Consider the following 20520-nt stretch of genomic DNA (forward strand, 5'->3'; position numbering starts at 1 on the left):
TCTCTACTCGTTCGGGGAAGCGTGGCCCCGGCGCGCGAAGAGGAGATCGTGCACGACGTGCCCCTTGTCCAGGCCCTGCCCCTCGAAGCGGGTGAGCGGCCGGAACTCGGGCCGCGGCGCGTAGCCGCCGTCCGCCCGGGTGTTCTCGAACCGCGGGTGCGCAGTGAGCACTTCGAGCATCTGCTCGGCGTACGGCTCCCAGTCGGTCGCGCAGTGCAGCACGGCCCCGGGGGCGAGGCGGGTCGCGGCGAGGTCGAGGAACTCGGGCTGGATCAGCCGCCGCTTGTGGTGGCGGGCCTTGGGCCACGGGTCCGGGAAGTACACGCGCAGACCGGCGAGGGAGTCGGGCGGCAGCATCTCGCGGAGCAGGATGATGGCGTCGCCGTTGGCGACGCGGACGTTGGTCATCCCGCCGCGCTCGGCGAGCGCGAGCAGGTTCCCCTGGCCGGGGGTGTGCACGTCGGCGGCGAGGATGCCGGTCGAGGGGTCGGCGGCGGCCATCTGCGCGGTGGCCTCGCCCATCCCGAAGCCGATCTCCAGTACGACGGGCAGCCCGCCGAACATCTCGTCGAGGTCGATGACGGACCGCCCGTCGATGTCGAGCCCCCAGGTCCCCCAAAGCCGCTTCAGGGCTTCGCCCTGCCCGGTGGTGACCCGGCTGCGCCGCGGCTGGAAGCTGCGGATCCGCCGCTCGTGGTGCGAGCCGGCCGGATCGGGGGCGGGCCCGTCGGGAAACCGCGGCTCGGTCCGCCACTTCGGGGGCACGTAGGAATTCGCCTCCGGCACGGTCTGCGGGGCGCTGGGCTGGGGGGTGAGGGACTCAGACACAATGCCCCGATTCTACGACCCCGCCCCGGCCCCCCGCCCGGGCACCGCCGACTCCCCGCCCGGGCACAGCCGGGCCCGGCCCGGGCACCGCCCCGGCGGCTATGCCGTGCGGAGCGTCGTCAGGGCCCGCCGGGCGATTTCCCGCCCGATCGGCAGCGAAGCGGTGGCGGCCGGCGACGGCGCGTTCAGGACGTGCACCGTCCGCGCCCCCTCCTTGATGAGGAAGTCGTCCACCAGCGTCCCGTCCCGCAGCACGGCCTGCGCCCGCACCCCGGACCCCGCCGGAGCCAGATCCGCCGCCGAGACCGCCGGCAGCAGCCTGCGCACCGCGTCCGTGAACGCCTGCTTCGACAGCGAGCGGTGGATCTCGCCCGCCCCGTACCGCCAGTGCCGCCGGGCCATCCGCCAGGATCCCGGCCAGGCCAGCTCGTCCGCGACGTCCCGCGGCCGGACCACGCCCCACCCGTACCCCTCGCGCGCCAGCGCCGGCACGGCGTTCGGCCCGACGTGGACCCCGCCCCCGATGCCCCGCGTCAGGTGCACGCCGAGGAAGGGGAACGCCGGATCCGGGACCGGGTAGACCAGCCCGCGGACCAGATCGGGCCGCGCCAAGTCGTAGTACTCGCCGCGGAACGGCACGATCCGCATGCCCGGGTCGTCTCCGGCCAGCCGCGCGACCCGGTCGCACTGCAGGCCCGCGCAGTTCACCAGCACCCGGGACCGCACCACGAGCCCCGTCGTCGTCCGCACCGCGATCCCGCCGGCCCGCCGCGAGATCAGGTCCACCGCCCCGCCGTAGACGATCTCCGCCCCGGAGGACTCCGCGAGCCGGCGCGCCACCTGCCCGTAGTCCACGATCCCGGTCGTGCCGACGTGGATCGCGGCCAGGCCCTGCACCTGCGGCTCGTACTCCGAGATCTGCGCCGGGCCCAGCTCGCGCACCGGGATGCCGTTCTCCCGGCCCCGCTGCACCAGCGCGTGCAGCCGCGGCAGCTCGTCCCGCCCGGTGGCCACGATCAGCTTCCCGGTGACCTCGTGGGCGATGTCGTGCTCGGCGCAGAACTTGACCATCTCGGCGGCCCCGCGCACCGCGAAGCGCGCCTTGAGCGATCCGGGCCGGTAGTAGATGCCGCTGTGGATCACCCCGCTGTTGCGACCCGTCTGGTGCCGGGCGGGGCCGGACTCCTTCTCCAGCACCACCACCCGCGTACCCGGAGCGAGCTGTGCCAGGGCGTGCGCCGTCGACAGGCCGACGATGCCACCGCCGATCACCAGCACATCGCAGTCGACCCTGCCCGTGCCGCTCACGCTTCCCGTGCCGCCCATGCCGCCGCCCAAGCCGCCACCTCCCACCCCTGCATACTGCACCCCGCCACTGACAATGCGGCCACGCGGGTCCGTGCCCGCGGCAGCCGGCGGCACCCGGCGGCCCTCCGCCCGTGCCGCCGGACTCCGCCCCCGGCCCCTGCCGCCGGGCTCCGCCCCCGCCCCCGGGCCGGCTCTACGCCTGCGCCACCAGCAGCGGCCGTGCCCGCTCCCGCAGCTCCGCCACCCGCGGCTCGTCCCCGTACGGTTCGAGCCGGTGCAGCAGGTCCCGGACGTACTCGGTCGTGCGCGCCGAGGAGATCCTGCCCGCGACCTCCACGGCCCGGGTGCCGGCCGCGCACGCCGCGTCGAGGTTGCCCGACTCCAGCTCCGCCACCGCGCTCACCACCAGCCGCAGCCCGTGCGAGCGCACGTACTCCTCCGTCGGGCGCGACAGCGCCTGCTCCGTGAAGCGCCGGACCTGCCGCGGCAGTTTGAGGTCCCGGTAGCACTCGGCCGCGTCCGCCGCGAAGCGGTCGTACGAGTAGAAACCGAGCCAGGTCGGATCCGGGTCGCCCTCGCGCGCCCGCTCCAGCCAGCCCTCGGCCGCCCGCAGCGCCGCCCCGGCGGCCGCCGAATCGCCCGCCTTCGCGTGCGCCCGCGCCTCGACGAGCCGGAAGAAGCTCATGGTGCGCGCCGTGGCCAGGCCGCGGTTGCGCTCCACCGCCGCCTGCGCGAGGTCCACGCCCTCGTCCGGGAAGTCCCGGTACGTGGCCTGGAGCGACATGGAGGCCAGCACGTACCCGCCCAGCGGTACGTCGGCGGCCGCGCGGGCGAGGCGCAGCGCCTGGATGTAGTAGCGCTGGGCCGCCTCCTGCTGACCGGTGTCGAAGGCCATCCACCCGGCCAGCCGGGTCAGTTCGGCGGTCGCGCCGAACAGCGCGCGGCCCACGTCGTCGCTGTACGAGCCGAGGAGCAGCGGCGCCGCGTCGACGCGCAGGCACTCCGGCACCATCGAGGAACGCCAGTCCCCGCCGCCGTACTTGGAGTCCCAGCGGCGCGCGTCCTCCGCCGCCTCGCGCAGTTTGGTCACGTCGCTGTGGCCCACGCGCTGCGGCGCCGGGTCGTACAGCCCCGCGGCCGCGGCCGCCGCCGCGGGCACCTGCCCGGGCGGGGCGTGCGGCGTTTCACCCGAAGACTGCGCGGGCAGACCCGATGACGAAGCAGACGACGCGGCCGCGGACGCGGATGCGGACGCGGTGGAAGACGAGGACGACGAGGACATCGGCGAGGGCGAAGCCGCGCCCGCCGCCGGCTCGCGCGACGCCACGGTCTCGCGGGACGGGGCAGCGGTCGCCCGGGACGGAGCGGCGGGCTCGCGCGCCACCGAACCGTCCGCCGGAGATATCAGCCAGCGCGAGGCGGGCGTCGCGTACGCGGACACCGCGAAGGAGCCGGCCAGCGACTGCCAGATCCCGCCACCGCCACCCGCGCCGCCCCTGCGGCCCGCGAGGTCCAGCCGGTACAGATCGGTGGCCGAGCGCACCGCCTCGCCCACGTCGCGCGGGAAGGCCAGGCCGACCTCGGGCGCGGGGTCCGCGTCCGCCAGCCCGATCTCGTGCAGCGGAACCGGGCGCCCCAGCTTCGCGCCGATCGCGGCGGCGATCAGATGCGGGGCGGCGCCCTGGGGCACCATCCCCTTCGACACCCACCGGGCCACCGACGTCTTGTCGTAGCGAAGCGTCAGGCCGCGCTGTGCGCCGAGGTCGTTGACCCGCCGGGCCAGCCCGGCGTTGCTGATGCCCGCGAGGGCGAGGACGGCGCCGAGCTTCTCATTGGGCTCGCGGAGCTCCCTGGACATGCGCCACCCCTCGTCACACGCGGAACGCACACAACGCATACGCCGCCGAGGCATAGTTGCCCGGCATTTCGTAAACCCAGCGTAGTTCCCCGCCTCCCAAGCGTTAAGGCCCCGACTTCCCTATGGCGGGATTGTTGTCCGCCCGCACAGTCGGGGCGGGGTTCGCGCCGCGGGCGCACGCCCCCTCCCGTGCTCCGTGCGTGTGGCCGTGCGCCCGCCCGTGCGCTCTGGCCGGTCAGCGGGCCCGGCGATTCGATGTGCCCTGCGTGGGTCGGCCCGCTGCGTGGATCCGGCGGGCCGGGGGATGCCGCCGCCTCAATCCCCGCGGGTGGCGGAACGGTCCGGGGGGCGAATCCCGCCCCCCGGACCGCGCCCGCGGGCCGGTGCGGCCGGACGCCCGAGGGCGTGCGGTGGCGCCGAGTACGGCCGCGGCGCGGTCGCTGTACGGCTTCAGTACGGCCGAAGAATGGCCGAAACCGACCTATGGGGCGGTGGGAACGGAACGCCAAATACCGCGTGACCGCGGCGTGTTCGTTTGCATGTGCGCCCTCCCAGGTCCCTCTCGCACGCCTGTCTCGTGGCAGCATGGACCCCGAGCCACCCGGGGTCCCGTCGGCCGCGCCCTCAGCGCTGACCACGACGTTCCCGCCCCGGTCAATTGCCCACAGGCTGGGGAGGCGGCGGTGCGCTGGTTGGTCGGCTGGAGCAGTATCGCCGCGAGCTTCGGCACGGCCGGCCGCGTGTCCGGTCAGGGCGGATCCGGCCCTCGTGACCATCCGGGCGGCGGCCCGGTGACCGGCGGCCTCGCGGACGCCGACACCGCCCACCCGGACGACCCCGCCGCCGAGCGCACCGTCGTCCCCGTCGGCGCCCAGTTGCTCTGGGGAGACCCCGACCCCCTGTGGGCCGTCGGCGACTGGCGCCCCGACGAGATCCGCACCCTCGCCGCCGACCCGGCCGACCCCTTCACCCGGCTCGCCGTCCTGGGCTGTTGCGGCGCCACCGACGCCGAACTGCGCAGCGCGCTCCTCGCCGCCCGCGGCGGAGCCCTGCGCCACCTCACCCAGTGGTCCGGCAGCTACACCGCCGTCGTCCAGACCGGCCGTCGCATCACCGTCGTCGGCGATCTCGCGGGTGCCCGGCCCGTGTTCTACACCCCCTGGGCGGGCGGGACCGCGTACGCCACCGCCGCGCTGCCGCTCGCCGACCTCATCGAGGCCCAGCTCGACATCGGCCACCTCGCGGCCCTGCTGGCCTGCCCCGACAGCCCGGAGGCGCTGGGCGACGGCACACCGTACGTCGGCGTGCGGCGGATCCCGCCCGGGCACGCGCTGATCCTGCGCGAGGGCTCGCGCGAGATCACCGGGTACGAGCCGGTGGCCTCCCTCGCGGTGGCGGCGCCCACGGCCGATCCCGAGCGCGCGGTGGAGGGCGTGCGCGAGGCATTGGTGGATGCCGTGCGCGCCCGGCTCACGGCTCCGCGGCATGCCCCCGACACGCCGCCCCACGACCCCGGCCCGGTGCCGGGAATGGGCCCCGCCGACCGGCGCGCGGCCCGGGGCGCACCCGCGCCCGCGCCCGGCGTGGGCGCCGACCTCTCCGGAGGCAGCGCCTCCGCGACCCTCGCGCTGCTCGCCGCAGGCTTGCCCGGGGCGCCCGGCACGGTGCTGAAGCAGTCCGGCGAACGGCTCCTCGCCGTCACCTTCAACGACCTCGCCACGCCCCGGGGCCGCGAGGCCGAACTGGAGCGCGCCCGGGCCATCGCCGCCAACCCCCGGCTCCACCACGTGGTCGTGGCCGCCGCCGAGGAGGCCCTCCCGTACGCGGACCTCGACGGCCCCCTCACCGACGAACCCGGCCCCTCCCTGGTCACCGCCGCCCGCGAGCGGCGCCGGCTGGCGGCCGGCTCGGCCGACCACTTCGTCGGGCACGGCGCCCGACAGGTCCTCGACGCGCACCCGGCCCGCCTCGCCGACCTCCTGATGGACCGCCGCAGACGCCACCTGCTGCGCCCGGTCGCCGCCCTGGCCCGCTCGGCGCCGGGCGACTCCGCCCTGTCCCTGCTGGTCCCGTTCTCCGTCTACTCGGCGGCCCGCCGGCTCGCCCGTACGCCGTACCGCGCGGGCATGGAGGCGGCGGCGGCCCGGCTGCGCGAAGGGGCCGTCGCGGGGGGCGCGTCGAACCCGGTGGACGCCTCGCTGGCCGCCCTGACCTGGTCCCGGCCCGGCCCGGCGGCGGGCTGGCTGACGGGGGAGGCCCTGGCGGAAGTATCGATCCGCCTGGCCACCGCGGCAGGCCGCCCGCCCCTGTCCCTGCGCCCCGGCGAGGCCCGGGCCCGCGCCTCGCTGACCCGGCACGCGGCCGACCACCGGGTCTTCGAACAGGCGGTGGAGGTCCGCAGCCAGCGCCTGCACGCCCCGTTCCTGGACAACCAGGTCGTACGGGCGGCCCGCGCCCTCCCCGAATCGCTGCGGGTCCAGCCGGGCGCGAGGGCGGCGATCCTGCGCACGGTCCTGTCCTCGGCGGGCGTACGCGAACTCCCCCCGGGCTGGGGCGCCCCGACCCACGCCCCGAACGAGACGGCGACGCGCCTGGGCCTGCGCGCGGCGCTCACGTCCCTCCTGGCGCTCTTCACGGCCCCCCTCCTGGCGGACGCGGGCCTGATCGAGGCCCGGGTGGTGCAACAGGCCCTCCTGGACGCGGCGGAGGGCCATCCGGTGCCGCTGGACGGGCTGGCGGAACTCGTCTCGGTGGAACTCTGGCTGGGCCGCCTCCTGTCCCGCCGGGGCACGTGCTGGACGGGCACGTCCACCCCCCGCCGCAGAGCGGTCCCGGAAGGAGTCCCCACCCCCCGCGCGGCCCTCTCCTGACGGCCCGGCCCCGGCCGCGCCGGTGTCTGCGGCGGGCTCCGTGGGCGGCTCGGCCGACGGACCGGCACCGCGGCGCTGCCCGAGGCACCGCCAGGACACCCGCTGCGGCTGCTCGGGGCGGTGCGGGCCGGAGCCCAGGACGCGGTGCGGCAGCTGCCGACCGGCAACCCGCCGGTCCGGGCCGCGTGCGTCGGGCCTGCCCCCGGTCCTGCCGGTGCCCGCCGCGTTGGAGGGGCGGGCGGTCGGTTCCCGCCATGTGGCATATCCGGTTGGGCCGCTGCACATCCCGCGCCGGTACGCGGCGCGGGGCCCGGGCCCCGGCCGCGACGCGGCCCGCGCCCACCGGCGGTCAGCCGAACGGGGTCCCGCCGGTACGCGTCCGACCCCGCCGGCGCTTGAGGCGCGGGGGTGCGGGGCCGGTCCCGGCGGTAGCGCGGGCGGTGCCGCGGGCGGTGCCGCGGGCAGTGCCCCGGCGGTGCCGCGGCGGTAACGCGGCCGTTGCGGCGGCATCGCGGCGGGTGTCCCGGTGGTGCCGCGGCGGGTGTCCTGGCGGTGCCGCTGCGGGTGCCGCGGCCGGTGTTCCGGTGGTGCCGCTGCCGGTGCTCAACGGCAGCGCCTTCGGCGCCTGGGGCCCGCACCACGCGAAACACCCCGGCACCCCCGGCAGCGGCAAGGCAGAATTGCCCGGTGCGGTATCTCATCCTTGGCGTCACCGAGGCGCGCGACGAGACCGGCGCCTCCCTCCCCATCGGCGGCGCCCGCCTGCGCGCGCTCCTCGCCGCCCTCGCGCTCCGCGCCGGCGGCCCGGCCGCAGCCACCGTCGCCGACCTCGTGGACGACGTCTGGGGTGACGCCCCGCCGCAGGACGCCCCCGCCGCCCTCCAGGCCCTCGTGGCCCGGCTCCGCCGCGCCCTCGGCGGTCGGCTCGCAGTCCCCGCCGACCCCGCCGGCGGCTACCGCCTCGCCGTCGCCGACCGCGACGACGTCGACCTCCACCGCTTCACCCGGCTCGCCCGCCAGGGCGCCCGGCAGCTGGCCACCGACCCCGCCGGCGCCGCCGGAACCCTGCACACCGCCCTCGCCCTCTGGCGCGGCCCCGCCCTCGCCGACCTCCCCGAGCCCGCCCGTACCGCCCACGCCGCCACCCCCGAAGCCCACCGCGCATCCGCCCTCCGCGCCCGGATCGAGGCCGAGCTCCGCAGCGGGGCCGCCGACCCGGCGTCCCTCCTCCCGGAGATCGAGGCGCTGATCCGGGAGCACCCGTACGACGAACCCCTGCGCGCCCAGCAGCTCCGCGCCCTCCGCGCGTCGGGCCGCCCGGCCGACGCCCTCGCCGCGTACGAGCGCACCCGCCACACCCTCGCAAAAGCCCTCGGTACCGACCCGGGCCCCGAACTCGCAGCCCTCCACGCGGAACTCCTCCACCCCACACCCGGGCCGCCGGCCCTTCCGCCGGCTGCCGTGCCCTCGGAGCACTCCGCACCCGCAGCAGCGCCCGCGGCGCATCCCGACACCCCGGCGGCGGTGCCCCAGGGGCACCGGACGTACCCGCCGCCTCCCGCTCCCACGGAGCCCCCGCCGTACCCGGGTCCCGCAGCGGGGCCGTTGCCCCACGGGAACCCGGAGCCCCCACCGCCTCCCGCGCCCGTGGCGCATCCCGTACCCCCCGTGGCCTCAGCGGCTCATGGGGACCGGGCGCATCCGCAGAGTCCCGCAGCCGCACCCGAGCCCCCGGAGGCGGGAACCGCCCCGACGCCCCCGGCGCCCCCCGCGCCCCCGGCGCCCCTCACAGCTCCCGCGCCCCCCGCGCCCCCCGCGCCCCCGCCGCCCCCCGCACCCCCCGCCGAGCCCGCCCGGCCCGCCCCGATCGCCCACCCGGGCGGGAACCTCCGGCCCCGGCTCACCTCCTTCGTCGGGCGGGAGCCCGAGCTCGCGGGGCTGCGCAGCGATCTGGCGCGGCTGCGGCTCGTCACGCTCACCGGCCCCGGCGGTTCCGGGAAGACCCGGCTCGCCGAGCACGCGGCCGCCGCCGACCACGAACCCGGCTGGCTCGTGGAACTCGCCCGCCTCGACCACCCCGCCGCCGTCCCCGGCGCCGTCCTCAGCGCCCTCGGCCTGCGCGAAAGCACCCTCGTCGCCCGCGAGAAGACCCCCGCCGAGGACCCCGCCGCCCAACTCGTCGAGCACTGCGCGAACCGCCGCCTGCTCCTCGTCCTGGACAACTGCGAGCACGTCATCGGCGCCGTCGCCGAACTCGCCGAACACCTCCTCACCCACTGCCCCGGCGTCCGGATCCTGGCCACCAGCCGCGAACCCCTCGGCGTACCCGGCGAAACCGTCCGGCCCCTCGACCCCCTGCCCCCCGACCCCGCGCACCGCCTCTTCGTCGACCGCGCCGCCGCCGTCCGCCCCGGCTTCACCCCCGCCGACGACCCGGCGGCCGTCGCCGAGATCTGCGCCCGCCTGGACGGGCTGCCGCTCGCCATCGAGCTGGCCGCGGCCCGGCTGCGCCTGCTCACCCCGCGCCAGATCGCCGACCGGCTCGACGACCGCTTCCGGCTCCTGACCGGCGGCGCCCGGACCGTACTGCCCCGCCAGCAGACCCTGCGCGCCGTCGTCGACTGGTCCTGGGACCTCCTCGACGACAAGGAGCGCACCGTCCTGCGCCGCCTCTCCGTCTTCGCCGGAGGCTGCGGCCTCGCCGCCGCCGAAGCCATCTGCACGGGCGACGCCGTGGACGTCGCCGTGGACGTCACCCTGGACGTCGCCCTGGGGGATGCCCTGGGCGATGCCCTGGACGTCGCCGACGTCCTCGGATCCCTCGTCGACAAGTCCCTCGTCGTCGCCGCTCCCGACCCCGCCGACGACACCGGCATGCGCTACCGCCTGCTGGAGACCATCCACGAGTACGCCGCCGAACGCGCGGCCGCCCGCCCCGCCGACCTCGGCGCCGCCGCCGATCGCCACGCCGCCCACTTCCTGGCACTCGCCGAGGAGGCCGAGCCCCTCCTGCGCGGCGCCGCCCAACTGCCCTGGATCCGGCGCGTCGAGACCGAACTCGACAACCTCCGCGCCGCCCTCCTCCACGCCACCCGTCCCACCGGCGCCGCCGAGACCGGCCAACGCCTCGTCCTCGCCCTCGGCTGGTTCTGGTGGCTGCGCGACTACCGAACCGAGGGCGCGGGGTGGGCCGCCCGGGCCCTGGAGGCGCACCCCGCCGAGCCGCCCGAGGGCACCCCCGAGTACTGGCGCTTCATGCGCACGCAGATACTGCGCGCCCTCCTGATCGCCGAGGGCCACGCGCCCGAGGAGATCCGCACCCCGCAGAACATCGCCCTTGCCGGACACCTCCAGCGGGTCTTCCGGGAAAGCGGCCCCGAGACCGCCCGCTTCCCCGGCATGCTCTGGCCGATGATCACCTTCCTCACCGGAGACTCGCTCGCCGTCCGCGACGGGCTCGACGAGACGGTCGACAACTGCCGCCGCCACGGCGGCGACTGGGAACTGGGCGTAGCCCTCATGCTCCGCACCCACATAGCCATCGACCTCATCGGCGGGCTCCCGGCCGTCGACGCCGACCTCGCCGAACTGCACGAGATCGCCCACCGTGTCGGCGACCGCTGGACCCGTGCCCAGGTGGCGAGCGCCGCCGGCGAGGTCGCGCTCTCCCGGGGCCGGTACGACTGGGCCCGCGCCGAGTACGAGGAGTGCCTGCGCCTCGCCCGTGAGGTCGGGGCGCACACCGAGGTGCCCTTCGCCCTCGCCCGGATCGCCGAGGCCGCCCTGTGCTCAGGGGACTTCGACGAGGCCGAACAGCTGCTGGCGGAGGTCTACCTCGAAGTCGAGCGCTACGGCGGGGTGTACGACGTCCAGGCGTACAGCGGCCTGCTCGCGGCGCTCCTCGCCCTCATCCGCGGGGACCTCGGGCGGGCCCGCACCGAGTGCGAGCTCGCCCGCGCCGCCTCGGCAAGGATCTCGGGGCCCCCGCAGCTCGCGGCCGGACTCGACAACATCGACGCCGTGCTCACCGCCCGCGTCCAAGGCCCGCGAGCGGGCCTGGCCAAGCTGGCGGCGGCCCTGGCCGAGGCGGTCGCCGCGCACTGCGCGGAGCGCGTGCTGGCCTCGCTCGCCGACAACGCGGCCGTTCTGCTGGCCGCCGACGGGCGCACCGCAGAGGCCGTACGGGTGCTGGCGGCGGCCACCGCCTGGCGTGCGGGCCACCCGCGCTCGGTCCCGGAACGGGCCGCCGTCGGGGGGCTCCCGGACGAGACCCGCGCCGTACTCGGCGCCGATCGCCACACGGCGGAGGCGGCGGCGGGCGCGGAGCTCTCCCCGTCCGAGGTCGCCGCCCTCGTCAGGAAGGCCACGGAGGCCGCCGGGGCCACGGAAGCCATGGAAGCCACGGAAGCCATCGGGACCGCGGGAGCCGCCCCGGTCACCGGCAGCTGATCACCGCGTCGGCCCAGCTCGCCAGGGTCGGCAGACTGCCCTGCCCGGCCTGCTCCACCACCAGCCGCAGCGTCTTGCTCCCGGCCAGGGAGACGTCGACGGCGGCGGCAGGATCCCCGTACCCCAGCGCGTCCGACCGCCACAGCCGCCGGCCGTCGGCGTACACGGAGAACCGCACCGTGCCGTCGGTGAACAGCGACAGGTCGTCCACTCCGGCCCGCGCCGAGAACGCCGTGCACTGCCGGTTGAGGGTGATCTCCACCGAGGAACGGGAGTTCACGGTGATGCCCTGCGCGAACCGCCGGTCCGCGACCCGCAGCCCCCACCGCTGCCACACCCAGCTGCTCCGCCCGCTCTGCAGCTCGGGACCGCTGTGGTCGCCGAACACCGCGTGTCCGAGCCCCGCCAGCCGGAACCCCTGAGGATCCGGCGCGGACGGCGAAGGGGACGGTGACGGCCGGGCCGGACTCGGCGTCGGCGACGGCTTCGCCGAAGGCTTCGGCGCCGGGGAGGCGGGCGGAGCCGGAGCAGGTGCCTTCGGCTTCGAGGGGGAGGGCGCCGGCGACGGCGGAGTCCTGCCCGGTTCGGAGGGTACGGAGCCCTGCGCGGCCGGCGGCTCCGCATCCGCAGGCGCCGCCGTCCGCGGAGGTGGTACGAGCGGCACCACGGGCGCCGCCACACTCGGTGCGGGCTGCGCCGCGGGCCCCGGCTCGGGATCGTCTCCGGTCAGCGCGAAGACCACCCCGGCGGCCGCCGCGACCGCGATCCCGGCGGCGATGGCGGCCTTCACCGGCAGCCCGAGCCCCTCGGAAGCGACCGCACCCCCGATCCCGGACCCGGCACCACCACCAGCCCCACCAGCCCCACCGGCCGCCCCAGCCCCGGCACCACCGGCAGCTCCCGCCCCAGCCCCCGCCCCAGCCCCGGCCGTCGACCCGCCCGATGCCGCGGCGGCAGCCCCCGCGCCGCCCGCGGCGACGGCCCCGCCGACCACCACCCCGGCCGCCTTCGCCGCGTACCCGGCGGCGAACCACCCGATGACCGCGACCGGCAGCAGTGCGGGAATGCCCGCGTTGACGTCCTTGAGCTCCCCGGCGGCCAGCCGGCACTTCGCGCACTCCTCCAAGTGCTTGCGCAGCCCGCGCTCCGCCCGCATCCGCAGCCCGCCGCGGGCATACGCCCCCAGCCGGTCCGCGTACCGCGCGCAGTCCCCGCCCGAACTCAGCGCCGAACTCACATGCGCCTGCAGATAGGCCTGCTTCAGGCCCTCGCGGGCCCGGCTGGCCAGTACAGCCGTCGCGTTGGCACTGAGCCCGAACAGCGGCGCGATCGCGCTCGGCGAGGCGTCCTCGACGGTGGTGTGCCACAGCACGGCCTGCCACCGCTCGGGCAGGCTGCGGAACGCCTGCATCGCCAGCGACTGCTCCGCCTCGCGCATCGCCCGGACTTCCGCGCCCAGTTCGAGGGTGTCGTCCCCCGACAGGCCGGACATGCCGCCGCCGACCTCGGTCCCCGCGGCCGCCTGCTCCGCGAACACCGCGAAGTCCTCGACGAGGTGCTCGCGCCGGGAGGTCTTCGCCCAGGCCGCCGCGACCCGGCGCACCGTGGTCAGCAGGTACGCCCGCACCGACTGGTCCGGACCGGCCCCGCCCCGTACCGCCTGAAGCGTCCGCGCGAACACCTCGGCGGTCAGGTCGTCGGCCGTGTGCGCGTCGCGGCAGCAGGTCCGCGCGTAGCGCCGTACGGAATCCGCGTGCCGGAGGAACAGCTCCTCGTACGCACCGTCGTCGCCCTCGCGCATCCGGGCGATCAAGTCCCCGTCGGACGGCGGAAGATCGGAACCGCAATACCCTGCCGCCGCGTGCCGGCCGCGGTGCGGCTCGCGCTGTGCCGGGACCTGACGTGCGGCCGGGCTCTCCGCCTCGACCTCGCCGCCGGCACCACCGAGCGGCTCTTCCCGACCGTCAACGCCCATCGCGGAAGCCCCCGCACGCCACACTCAACCGGTACACCGTTCAAGCGTGTCACACGGGGGGCGCGCGCCGGACCCGTCTTCCCACCATCCACTCGTCCGGGCAGTACCCGGTGAACCCCCGTACCGCTCCTCACCCTTTCGAGCGAGCGGCTGTTCGGGGGACCGTTCGACGAACTGGTCGTCGAACCGAGCGGTTACCGCACGACGAACCGGCCGGGCCCGCAGGCCCCACAGGCCCGCAAGCCTTCAGGCCGTCCGGGCCCGCAGGCCCGCGGGCCCGCAGGCCCGCAGATCCTCAGACCGTCCGGGACCGCAGACCTTCGAGCAGGATGTCGAGCAGCCGCGACGAAGCCGCCGCCTGCTGCGCCGCGTCGGGCAGCGCCGGAGCCGCCGTGGCGATCACGAGCAGCACATCGGCCACCGTGACGTCACCCCGCAGCTCACCGGCCTCCCGGGCACGGTCCACCAGCCGGCCGACCACCTCAAGCAGCGCGCCCGCGCCGGCGTCCTCCGAGGGCTCGTCCTCCAGCGGAGTGCGCGCGCCCACGACCCGCAGGTCGGGAGCACCGCCGGTCACACCGGCCTGCCGCTGGTGCGGAACCCGCGCCGTCGTCTCTTCGGCTTCGTCCTCGCTGGCCGAACCGACCCGCAGCACCTGCGGCGGCAGCAGCCGCCCGGCACCCGAGGCCACGGAGGTCCGCAGGAAGCGCGACAGCGCCTGCCACGGCTCCTCCTCCTGGCCCAGCGCGGACTGGGCCTGCTCGGTCAGCCGGGCGGTCTCCTCCTCGGCTATGCGGCGGACCAGGACGTCCTTGCTCGGGAAGCGCCGGTACACGGTGCCGACGCCGACGCGTGCGCGCCGCGCCACGTCCTCCATCGGAGCCCCGTAGCCCAGCTCGCCGAACACCTCTCGGGCCGCGCGCAGCACGTGTTCGAGGTTGCGCTGGGCGTCGACGCGCAGGGGCGTGGAGCGGCCCATGCCGTGCGTCGTGGCGCCAGCCATCAGGCGGCCGCCGCTCTCAGCCGAGAGTGCGGTCGCAGAACCATGGAAATCGGAAATATGCATATGTATCCCCCGGTAATCATTTGTCTCCCCCCGGAGACACTCCCCGCCTTCGTGCCGAGGTGGGCCACGGTCATGTGGGCCCCGGTCTTACTCCTCGACGAGATACGAACATAGTTGAGCCAGAGTCAATTCAGAAGAGGCAGCCCCGGACGGACCACCGCCCGATCGGAGCATTCACCCCCACTTTTCCGATCCAAGCCCCCGGAATCACCCACTCCGCACCCCCTGACCTGCGGAACTCCACCCCCACTCAAGCCATCAGGCAACCCCGTACCGGGACCCCCTCCGGTCACACAATGTGCCAGGGCTGTGGACAAACTCCCGGCCACGTTGCGTCATGGGATGGTGAAGGCTGCTAACTCCCGGGGCGCGGCCCCCGGTACCCCGCCCCGTACGCGCATCCTCGTCGTCGGCGGCGGTTACGTCGGCATGTACACGGCGCTCCGGCTCCAGCGAAAGCTCAGAGCCGCCGAAGCCGAGGTCACGGTGGTCAGCGCCGAGCCCTACATGACGTACCAGCCCTTCCTCCCCGAGGCGGCTGCCGGCTCGATCTCCCCGCGCCACGTCGTCGTACCGCTGCGCCGCATCCTCGACAAGTGCCGCATCGTCATCGGCGAGGCCCAGCGCATCGACCACGCCAAGCGGACCGCGACCGTCGCCACCCTCGCCACCGAGGACGAGGGCACCGGAGCGATGGAGATCGAGTACGACGAACTCGTCCTCGCCCCCGGATCGGTCTCCCGCACCCTGCCCGTCCCGGGACTCGCCGACTACGCCATCGGATTCAAGACCGTGGAAGAGGCCATCGGCCTGCGCAACCACGTCATCGAACAGATGGACATCGCCTCCTCCACCCGCGACCCCGCCGTCCGCGACGCCGCCCTCACCTTCGTCTTCGTCGGCGGCGGCTACGCGGGCGTCGAGGCCCTCGGCGAACTGGAGGACATGGCCCGTTACGCGGCCCGGTACTACCACAACATCAAGCCCGAGGACATGAAGTGGGTGCTGGTCGAGGCCAGCGACCACATCCTCCCCGAGGTCGGCCCCGAACTCGGCGTCTACACGGTCCGCGAACTGCGCCGCCGGGGCATCGACGTACGCCTGGAGACCCGGCTCGAATCCTGCGAGAACCGCGTCGCCGTCCTCAGCGACGGCGCCCGCTTCCCCACCCGTACCGTCGTGTGGACCGCGGGCGTCAAACCGCACCCGATCCTCGCCGCCTGCGACCTCCCGCGCACCGAACGCGGCCGCCTCGCCTGCACCGCCTTCCTCACCGTCGACGGCGTCGAACACGCCTGGTCCGCCGGCGACGCCGCCGCCGTCCCGGACATCACCGCCGGAGAGGACGGCCGCGAATGCGCCCCCAACGCGCAGCACGCCGTCCGCCAGGCCAAGGTCCTCGCCGACAACCTGGTGGCCTCGCTGCGCGGCGAGGTCCTGACCGAGTACGCGCACAAGTACGTGGGCTCCGTGGCCTCCCTCGGCCTCCACAAGGGCGTCGCCCTCCTCTACGGCCGCAAGCTCAAGGCCTACCCCGCCTGGCTGATGCACCGCACCTACCACCTCAGCCGGATCCCGACCTTCAACCGGAAAATGCGCGTGCTCGCCGAATGGACCCTCTCGGGCCTCTTCAAACGTGAGATCGTCTCCCTCGGCTCCCTCGAACACCCCAGGGCAGAATTCGAACTCGCCGCAGGACACAGCCTGAAATTCCCCCCGCCCCCGCCCGCCCCCAACCCCCCGAAGAGCAGCCAGGGCTGACGCTGTCAGTGCGGTCGGCCACACTGGACGTGTGACCATAGGTGGGCCCACGCCTGCACACAGTGACATTCACGGCACCGCGACCACTTGCGACACCACGAGGCTTGAACGCAGTGAACTTCACGCGCTGGAGCGCCCGTTTTCCCGGAACGCAGCGCCGCGCCGCCGCCCGGTCCGAGCATGCCGCCGCCCGGGCCAAGCGGGGTGAGGGCGCCGTCCCGGCAGCCCGCGGCGCCGCCGCCCGCCCGGCCACGGCGCCGGACGGCGGCCCCGCCGACCCCGCCGCCCCCACGGTCTCCGGCACGGGAACGGGCGGCGGAAGCGACGCCGGCAGCGGCGTCCTCGCCGCCGTGCCCTCCCTCGACGAGCTCTCCGTACGAGAGGTCCTCGGCCGGCTCCCGGCCCTCATCGCCCTCGTCCACGGCCCCGAACACCGCGTCGCCTACGTCAACGACGCCTACACCGCCGGCTTCGGCCCCCGCCCCGCCGGCGCCCCCGCCCACGACGCCCTCCCCGAACTCGGCGAGCTCGGCCTCCTCCCGCTCCTCGACCAGGTCCAGCGCAGCGGCAAGCCCCGTACCGCCAAGAACCGCACCGCACCCGGCGGCAGCAGCTCGTACACCGTCACCTGCACCCCGGTCGAGTTCCCCAAGGCCGCCACCGAAGGCGACACAGACCCCCGGCACACCGGGGTCCTGATCCACCTCGCCGACGTCACGGACCACGCCGAAGCCGTCGAAAGGCTGCGCGCCAGCGAGCGCCGCCAGCGCGAGGCCGCCGTCACCCTCCAGCGCTCCCTCCTCCCGCAGGAGCTCGAACAGCCCGACGACCTCCGCATCGCCGCCACCTACCAGCCCGGCGGCACCGAGGCCGCCGTCGGCGGCGACTGGTACGACGTCATCACCCTCGGAGCCGGCCGCACCGCCCTCGTCATCGGCGACGTCATGGGACGCGGCGTCCGCGCCGCGGCCGTCATGGGCCAGCTGCGCACCGCCGTCCGCGCCTACGCCCGCCTCGACCTGCCCCCGCACGAGGTGCTCCAGCTCCTCGACGGCCTCGCCGCCGAGATCGACGCCAGCCAGATCGCCACCTGCGTCTACGCGGTCCACGACCCCAACGAGGGCCTGCTCGCGTACGCCTCCGCCGGCCACCTCCCGATCCTCGTCCGCGACGAGGACGGCACCGTACGCCGGGCCGCCGACCCCACCGGCCCGCCGCTGGGCACCGGCGGCTGGCTCCACACCTCGGGCACCATCGCGCTCGGCCCCGGCTCCACCGCCGTCCTCTACACCGACGGCCTCGTCGAGCGGCGCGGCGAGGACATCGACGAGGGCGTCGCCGCCCTCGAACGCGCCCTCTCCGGCGCCCAGGGCACCCCGGCCGTCATCTGCGACCGCCTGATGCGCGCCCTCGGCGTCGACGCCGACCACGACGACGACGTCGCCGTCATGGTCCTCCAGCAGCCGAGCCGCACCGGAGCCGACGCCGAGCTCTTCCACAACGCCGCCCTGGAACTCCTCGGCGGCGTCGAGGCCGCCCCGCGCGCCCGCGCCTTCGCCTCCGGGGTCCTCGCCTCCTGGCGCTTCCCGGTCGAACTGTGCGACCTCGGCGTCCTGGCCGCCAGCGAGCTCGTCGCGAACTCCCTCCAGCACGGCACCCCGCCCATGCGGCTGCGCCTGCGCCGCACCGACCGCCGCCTGATCATCGAGGTCACCGACGGGGACGACCACCTCCCGCGCCGCCGCCGCGCCGAACCGGCCGACGAAACCGGCCGCGGCATCTCGATCATCGCGACCATCGCCTCCTCCTGGGGCTCGCGCCGCACCCCGGGCGGCGGCAAGGCCGTCTGGTGCGAGTTCGCCCTGCCGGACAAGTAGCGAGCGGCGGTACGCGAAAGGCCCGGTCCACGGGGGACCGGGCCTCACTCGTACCTCGTACCGCGTACCTCGTACCTCGTACGTCTCCTGCGCCTACGCGGGGACGCGCTCGGACTCGGCGGCCGGCACGACCGGCGCCGGCACCGCCTCGCCCTTCAGCAGCGAAGGCTTGTCCTGCACCGCGCTCAGCTGCTTGCCGAGCCGCAGCGCCAGCCACGCGATCCCCAGCGACACCACGACGAACACCCCGATGTAGAGCATCGGCACGCCCGCCCCCAGCGGCACGCCCAGCGGCCCCAGGGCCAGAGCCATCTGCTTGACCAGGGCGAAGGCCGAGTTGTACTGACCCACCGAACCCTCGGGCGCCAGGTCGGCGACCAGCGGGGCCAGCGTCGGCGAGAGCATCGCCTCGCCGATGCCGAAGAGCGCGTACGCGGTGATGAACGCGGCGGCCGCCATCATCGCGCTGCCGTGGCCCAGCCCCGAGAACCCGGCGATGACCCACGCCACGGTCCAGATCAGGCCGACCAGCGCGATCACCCGCGACCGGCGGCGCTTCTCGACCAGCTTCAGCACGACGAACTGCGCCACGACGATCGCACCGGTGTTGGCGGCCAGCGCGAAGCCGAGGGTGGACGGGGAGATCCCGGCGGCCTCGGTACCGAAGGCGGCGAGACCGGACTCGAACTGTCCGTAGCAGGCGAAGAAGATCACGAAGCCGAGCACCAGCAGCTTGACCATGGCCTTGTGCTCCAGCAGCCGCTTCCAGGCACTGCCGCCGGCCTGGGAGGCGTCGCGCGGCACGGCGTCCTTGATGCTCGGCGCGTGCGGCATCCGTACGGTGAGGATGACCCCGGCCAGGACCAGGAACATCACGGCCTCGATGCCGAACAGCAGGGTGAAGCTGGCGGGCCGGGTCTCGTCGACGATCTGGCCGCCGATGAGGCCGCCGATGCCCAGGCCCAGGTTCTGCATGAAGAACTGGAGCGCGAAGGCACGCGTCCGGGTGCCCGGCGTGGAGCACCACACGATCATCGTGGCGAGCGCGGGCTGCATGACCGCCTGCCCGGCGCCGAGCGCCAGGGCGGACAGCAGGATCGGCACGATGCCGGTGGACAGCCCGAGCGACAGGGCGCCGGCCGAGGCGGCGACGGCCGCACCGATGACCACGGGGACGGGACCTCGGCGGTCGATGACCCGACCGGTGAGGGGCAGCGCGACCAGGGCACTGACGGCGAAGGCCACGAACGCGCTCGTGGCCGCCATGGAGCCCAGACCTCGCACCTGCGCCACGTAGATGTAGAGGAACGGAACCGTGAAACCGATGCCGAACGCGGTCAACGCGTTGCCGGCCTGGATCCGCCGCATCGCAGCGCCCATCACCTTGGTCACTTCTCACCTGCCTTCAAGAACTGAAGCCCGAAGACTTCATACCTAAACTTCGATCCTTAACTCTACACATCGAAGGAGTTAGACGCCAACGGGCTCGTGCGATACTTCGGACCATGGGTGACACCCCCGACGGCACCGCGGCCGTCCACGAGCCGAGCCTCGACGAGCAGATCGCCGTCTATCAGCGCGAGTTCCAGGACCTCGATCCGCAGGTCGAGAAGGTGGTCTCGGCCCTGAGCCGGCTGAACCGCCGCATGAACGTCGCGTACGGACGCCAGACCGCCGCCCTGGGCATCAGCAACGCGGAGTGGGAGGTCCTCAAGGCCCTCGTCATCTCCGGAGCCCCGTACCGGATGGGCCCGAGCGAGCTCGCGAAGCAGCTGGGCCTCACGCCGGCGGCGATGACCCACCGGATCGACCGCATGACGGGGGAAGGGCTGGTGACGCGTGAGCGGGACGAGTCCAACCGGGTCCGGGTGATCGTGGAGCTCACGGACGAGGGCCGCAGCAAGTGGCTCGACGCCATGCGGGCGGCCACGGTCTTCGAGGAGGACCTCCTCCAGGACCTCTCCACGGCGGAGCGCGGAGTACTGGGCGACATGCTCACCCGGCTCCTGGACCGGGTCGAGGACCTCCAGTCGCCGAGCTGACCGCCAGCTGAACTGCGGGGTTGACACGGGCCCCGCCGGTCCGTAAGGTTCTTCGAGTTGTCCCAGAGCCGGAAGGTTTTGGCGACGGCACATCCCGCCGCCTCGTTGCGGCACCCAACTCAGCGCGATCTCCCACCGGGAACGAATTCGGCATGCCCGAATTCATTTGCGAAGGCCGATTATGAATCGGTCGGGAAATCCACTAGAGTTCAGGGAGTCGGAAGGGCCCAACAGCCCGGAAGACAAACCCCGCTGACCGGGGGTCAGGCCCGAAAGGATCTGATAGAGTCGGAAACGCAAGAACGAAGAACGAAAGCCCGGAGGAAAGCCCGAGAGGGTGAGTACAAAGGAAGCGTCCGTTCCTTGAGAACTCAACAGCGTGCCAAAAATAAACGCCAAAAGTTGATACCCCGTCCACTTCGGTGGATGAGGTTCCTTTGAAAAAGACCTGTGAGGTCGCCTTCGGGTGATGCTTGCAGGCAATTA

11 protein-coding genes are annotated in these 20520 nt (G+C 74.8%); 5 read left to right on the forward strand and 6 right to left on the reverse strand.

The window, feature by feature from the left end:
• Positions 1-3 precede the first annotated feature (3 nt).
• From trmB to AB0M92_RS34790, 3 genes are all read right to left on the reverse strand, one after another.
• Positions 4-786, reverse strand: coding sequence for a tRNA (guanosine(46)-N7)-methyltransferase TrmB (gene trmB, locus AB0M92_RS34780; protein WP_366106358.1), 783 nt, complete (start codon positions 784-786; stop codon positions 4-6).
• A 141-nt stretch (positions 787-927) separates the two neighbouring features.
• Positions 928-2154, reverse strand: coding sequence for an L-2-hydroxyglutarate oxidase (gene lhgO, locus AB0M92_RS34785; RefSeq protein ID WP_366106346.1), 1227 nt, complete (start codon positions 2152-2154; stop codon positions 928-930).
• 175 nt (positions 2155-2329) lie between these two features.
• The gene (locus AB0M92_RS34790) at positions 2330-3994 is read right to left on the reverse strand and encodes a sporulation protein (protein ID WP_366106347.1); all 1665 of its coding nucleotides are present in this window, start codon (positions 3992-3994) and stop codon (positions 2330-2332) included.
• Positions 3995-4677: 683 nt separating this feature from the next.
• Between AB0M92_RS34790 and AB0M92_RS34795 the strand changes: the two genes are divergently transcribed.
• Both AB0M92_RS34795 and AB0M92_RS34800 read left to right on the forward strand, forming a co-directional pair.
• Positions 4678-6864 (forward strand): asparagine synthase-related protein, encoded by a 2187-nt coding sequence (locus AB0M92_RS34795; protein WP_366106348.1) that lies wholly within the window; start codon positions 4678-4680, stop codon positions 6862-6864.
• A 687-nt stretch (positions 6865-7551) separates the two neighbouring features.
• Complete coding sequence (locus AB0M92_RS34800) at positions 7552-11313, forward strand: BTAD domain-containing putative transcriptional regulator (protein WP_366106349.1); 3762 nt, start codon at positions 7552-7554, stop codon at positions 11311-11313.
• On the opposite strand, the gene AB0M92_RS34805 is transcribed toward AB0M92_RS34800, so the two are convergent.
• On the reverse strand, positions 11300-13288 hold the full coding sequence (locus AB0M92_RS34805) for a sigma-70 family RNA polymerase sigma factor (RefSeq protein WP_366106350.1): 1989 nt from the start codon (positions 13286-13288) through the stop codon (positions 11300-11302). The two genes, AB0M92_RS34800 and AB0M92_RS34805, sit on opposite strands and share 14 nt — an antisense overlap.
• Positions 13289-13583: 295 nt before the next feature.
• Positions 13584-14354 carry a helix-turn-helix domain-containing protein gene (locus AB0M92_RS34810; protein WP_366106351.1) on the reverse strand — a complete coding sequence of 257 codons (771 nt, stop codon included), beginning with the start codon at positions 14352-14354 and terminating at the stop codon, positions 13584-13586.
• Between the two features lie 342 nt (positions 14355-14696).
• Between AB0M92_RS34810 and AB0M92_RS34815 the strand changes: the two genes are divergently transcribed.
• Positions 14697-16115 carry an NAD(P)/FAD-dependent oxidoreductase gene (locus AB0M92_RS34815; RefSeq protein ID WP_366106352.1) on the forward strand — a complete coding sequence of 473 codons (1419 nt, stop codon included), beginning with the start codon at positions 14697-14699 and terminating at the stop codon, positions 16113-16115.
• 113 nt (positions 16116-16228) lie between these two features.
• The gene (locus tag AB0M92_RS34820) at positions 16229-17992 is read left to right on the forward strand and encodes an ATP-binding SpoIIE family protein phosphatase (protein ID WP_366106359.1); all 1764 of its coding nucleotides are present in this window, start codon (positions 16229-16231) and stop codon (positions 17990-17992) included.
• A 93-nt stretch (positions 17993-18085) separates the two neighbouring features.
• Here AB0M92_RS34820 and AB0M92_RS34825 read toward each other — a convergent pair whose 3' ends face one another.
• Entirely contained in the window at positions 18086-19384 is a 1299-nt protein-coding gene (locus tag AB0M92_RS34825) for an MFS transporter (RefSeq protein ID WP_366106353.1), read from the reverse strand.
• Between the two features lie 113 nt (positions 19385-19497).
• Between AB0M92_RS34825 and AB0M92_RS34830 the strand changes: the two genes are divergently transcribed.
• Positions 19498-20034 carry a MarR family transcriptional regulator gene (locus tag AB0M92_RS34830; protein ID WP_366106354.1) on the forward strand — a complete coding sequence of 179 codons (537 nt, stop codon included), beginning with the start codon at positions 19498-19500 and terminating at the stop codon, positions 20032-20034.
• The last annotated feature ends 486 nt before the right edge of the window (positions 20035-20520 follow it).

Source organism: Streptomyces sp. NPDC051582 (genome assembly GCF_040681715.1).
Taxonomy (GTDB): domain Bacteria; phylum Actinomycetota; class Actinomycetes; order Streptomycetales; family Streptomycetaceae; genus Streptomyces.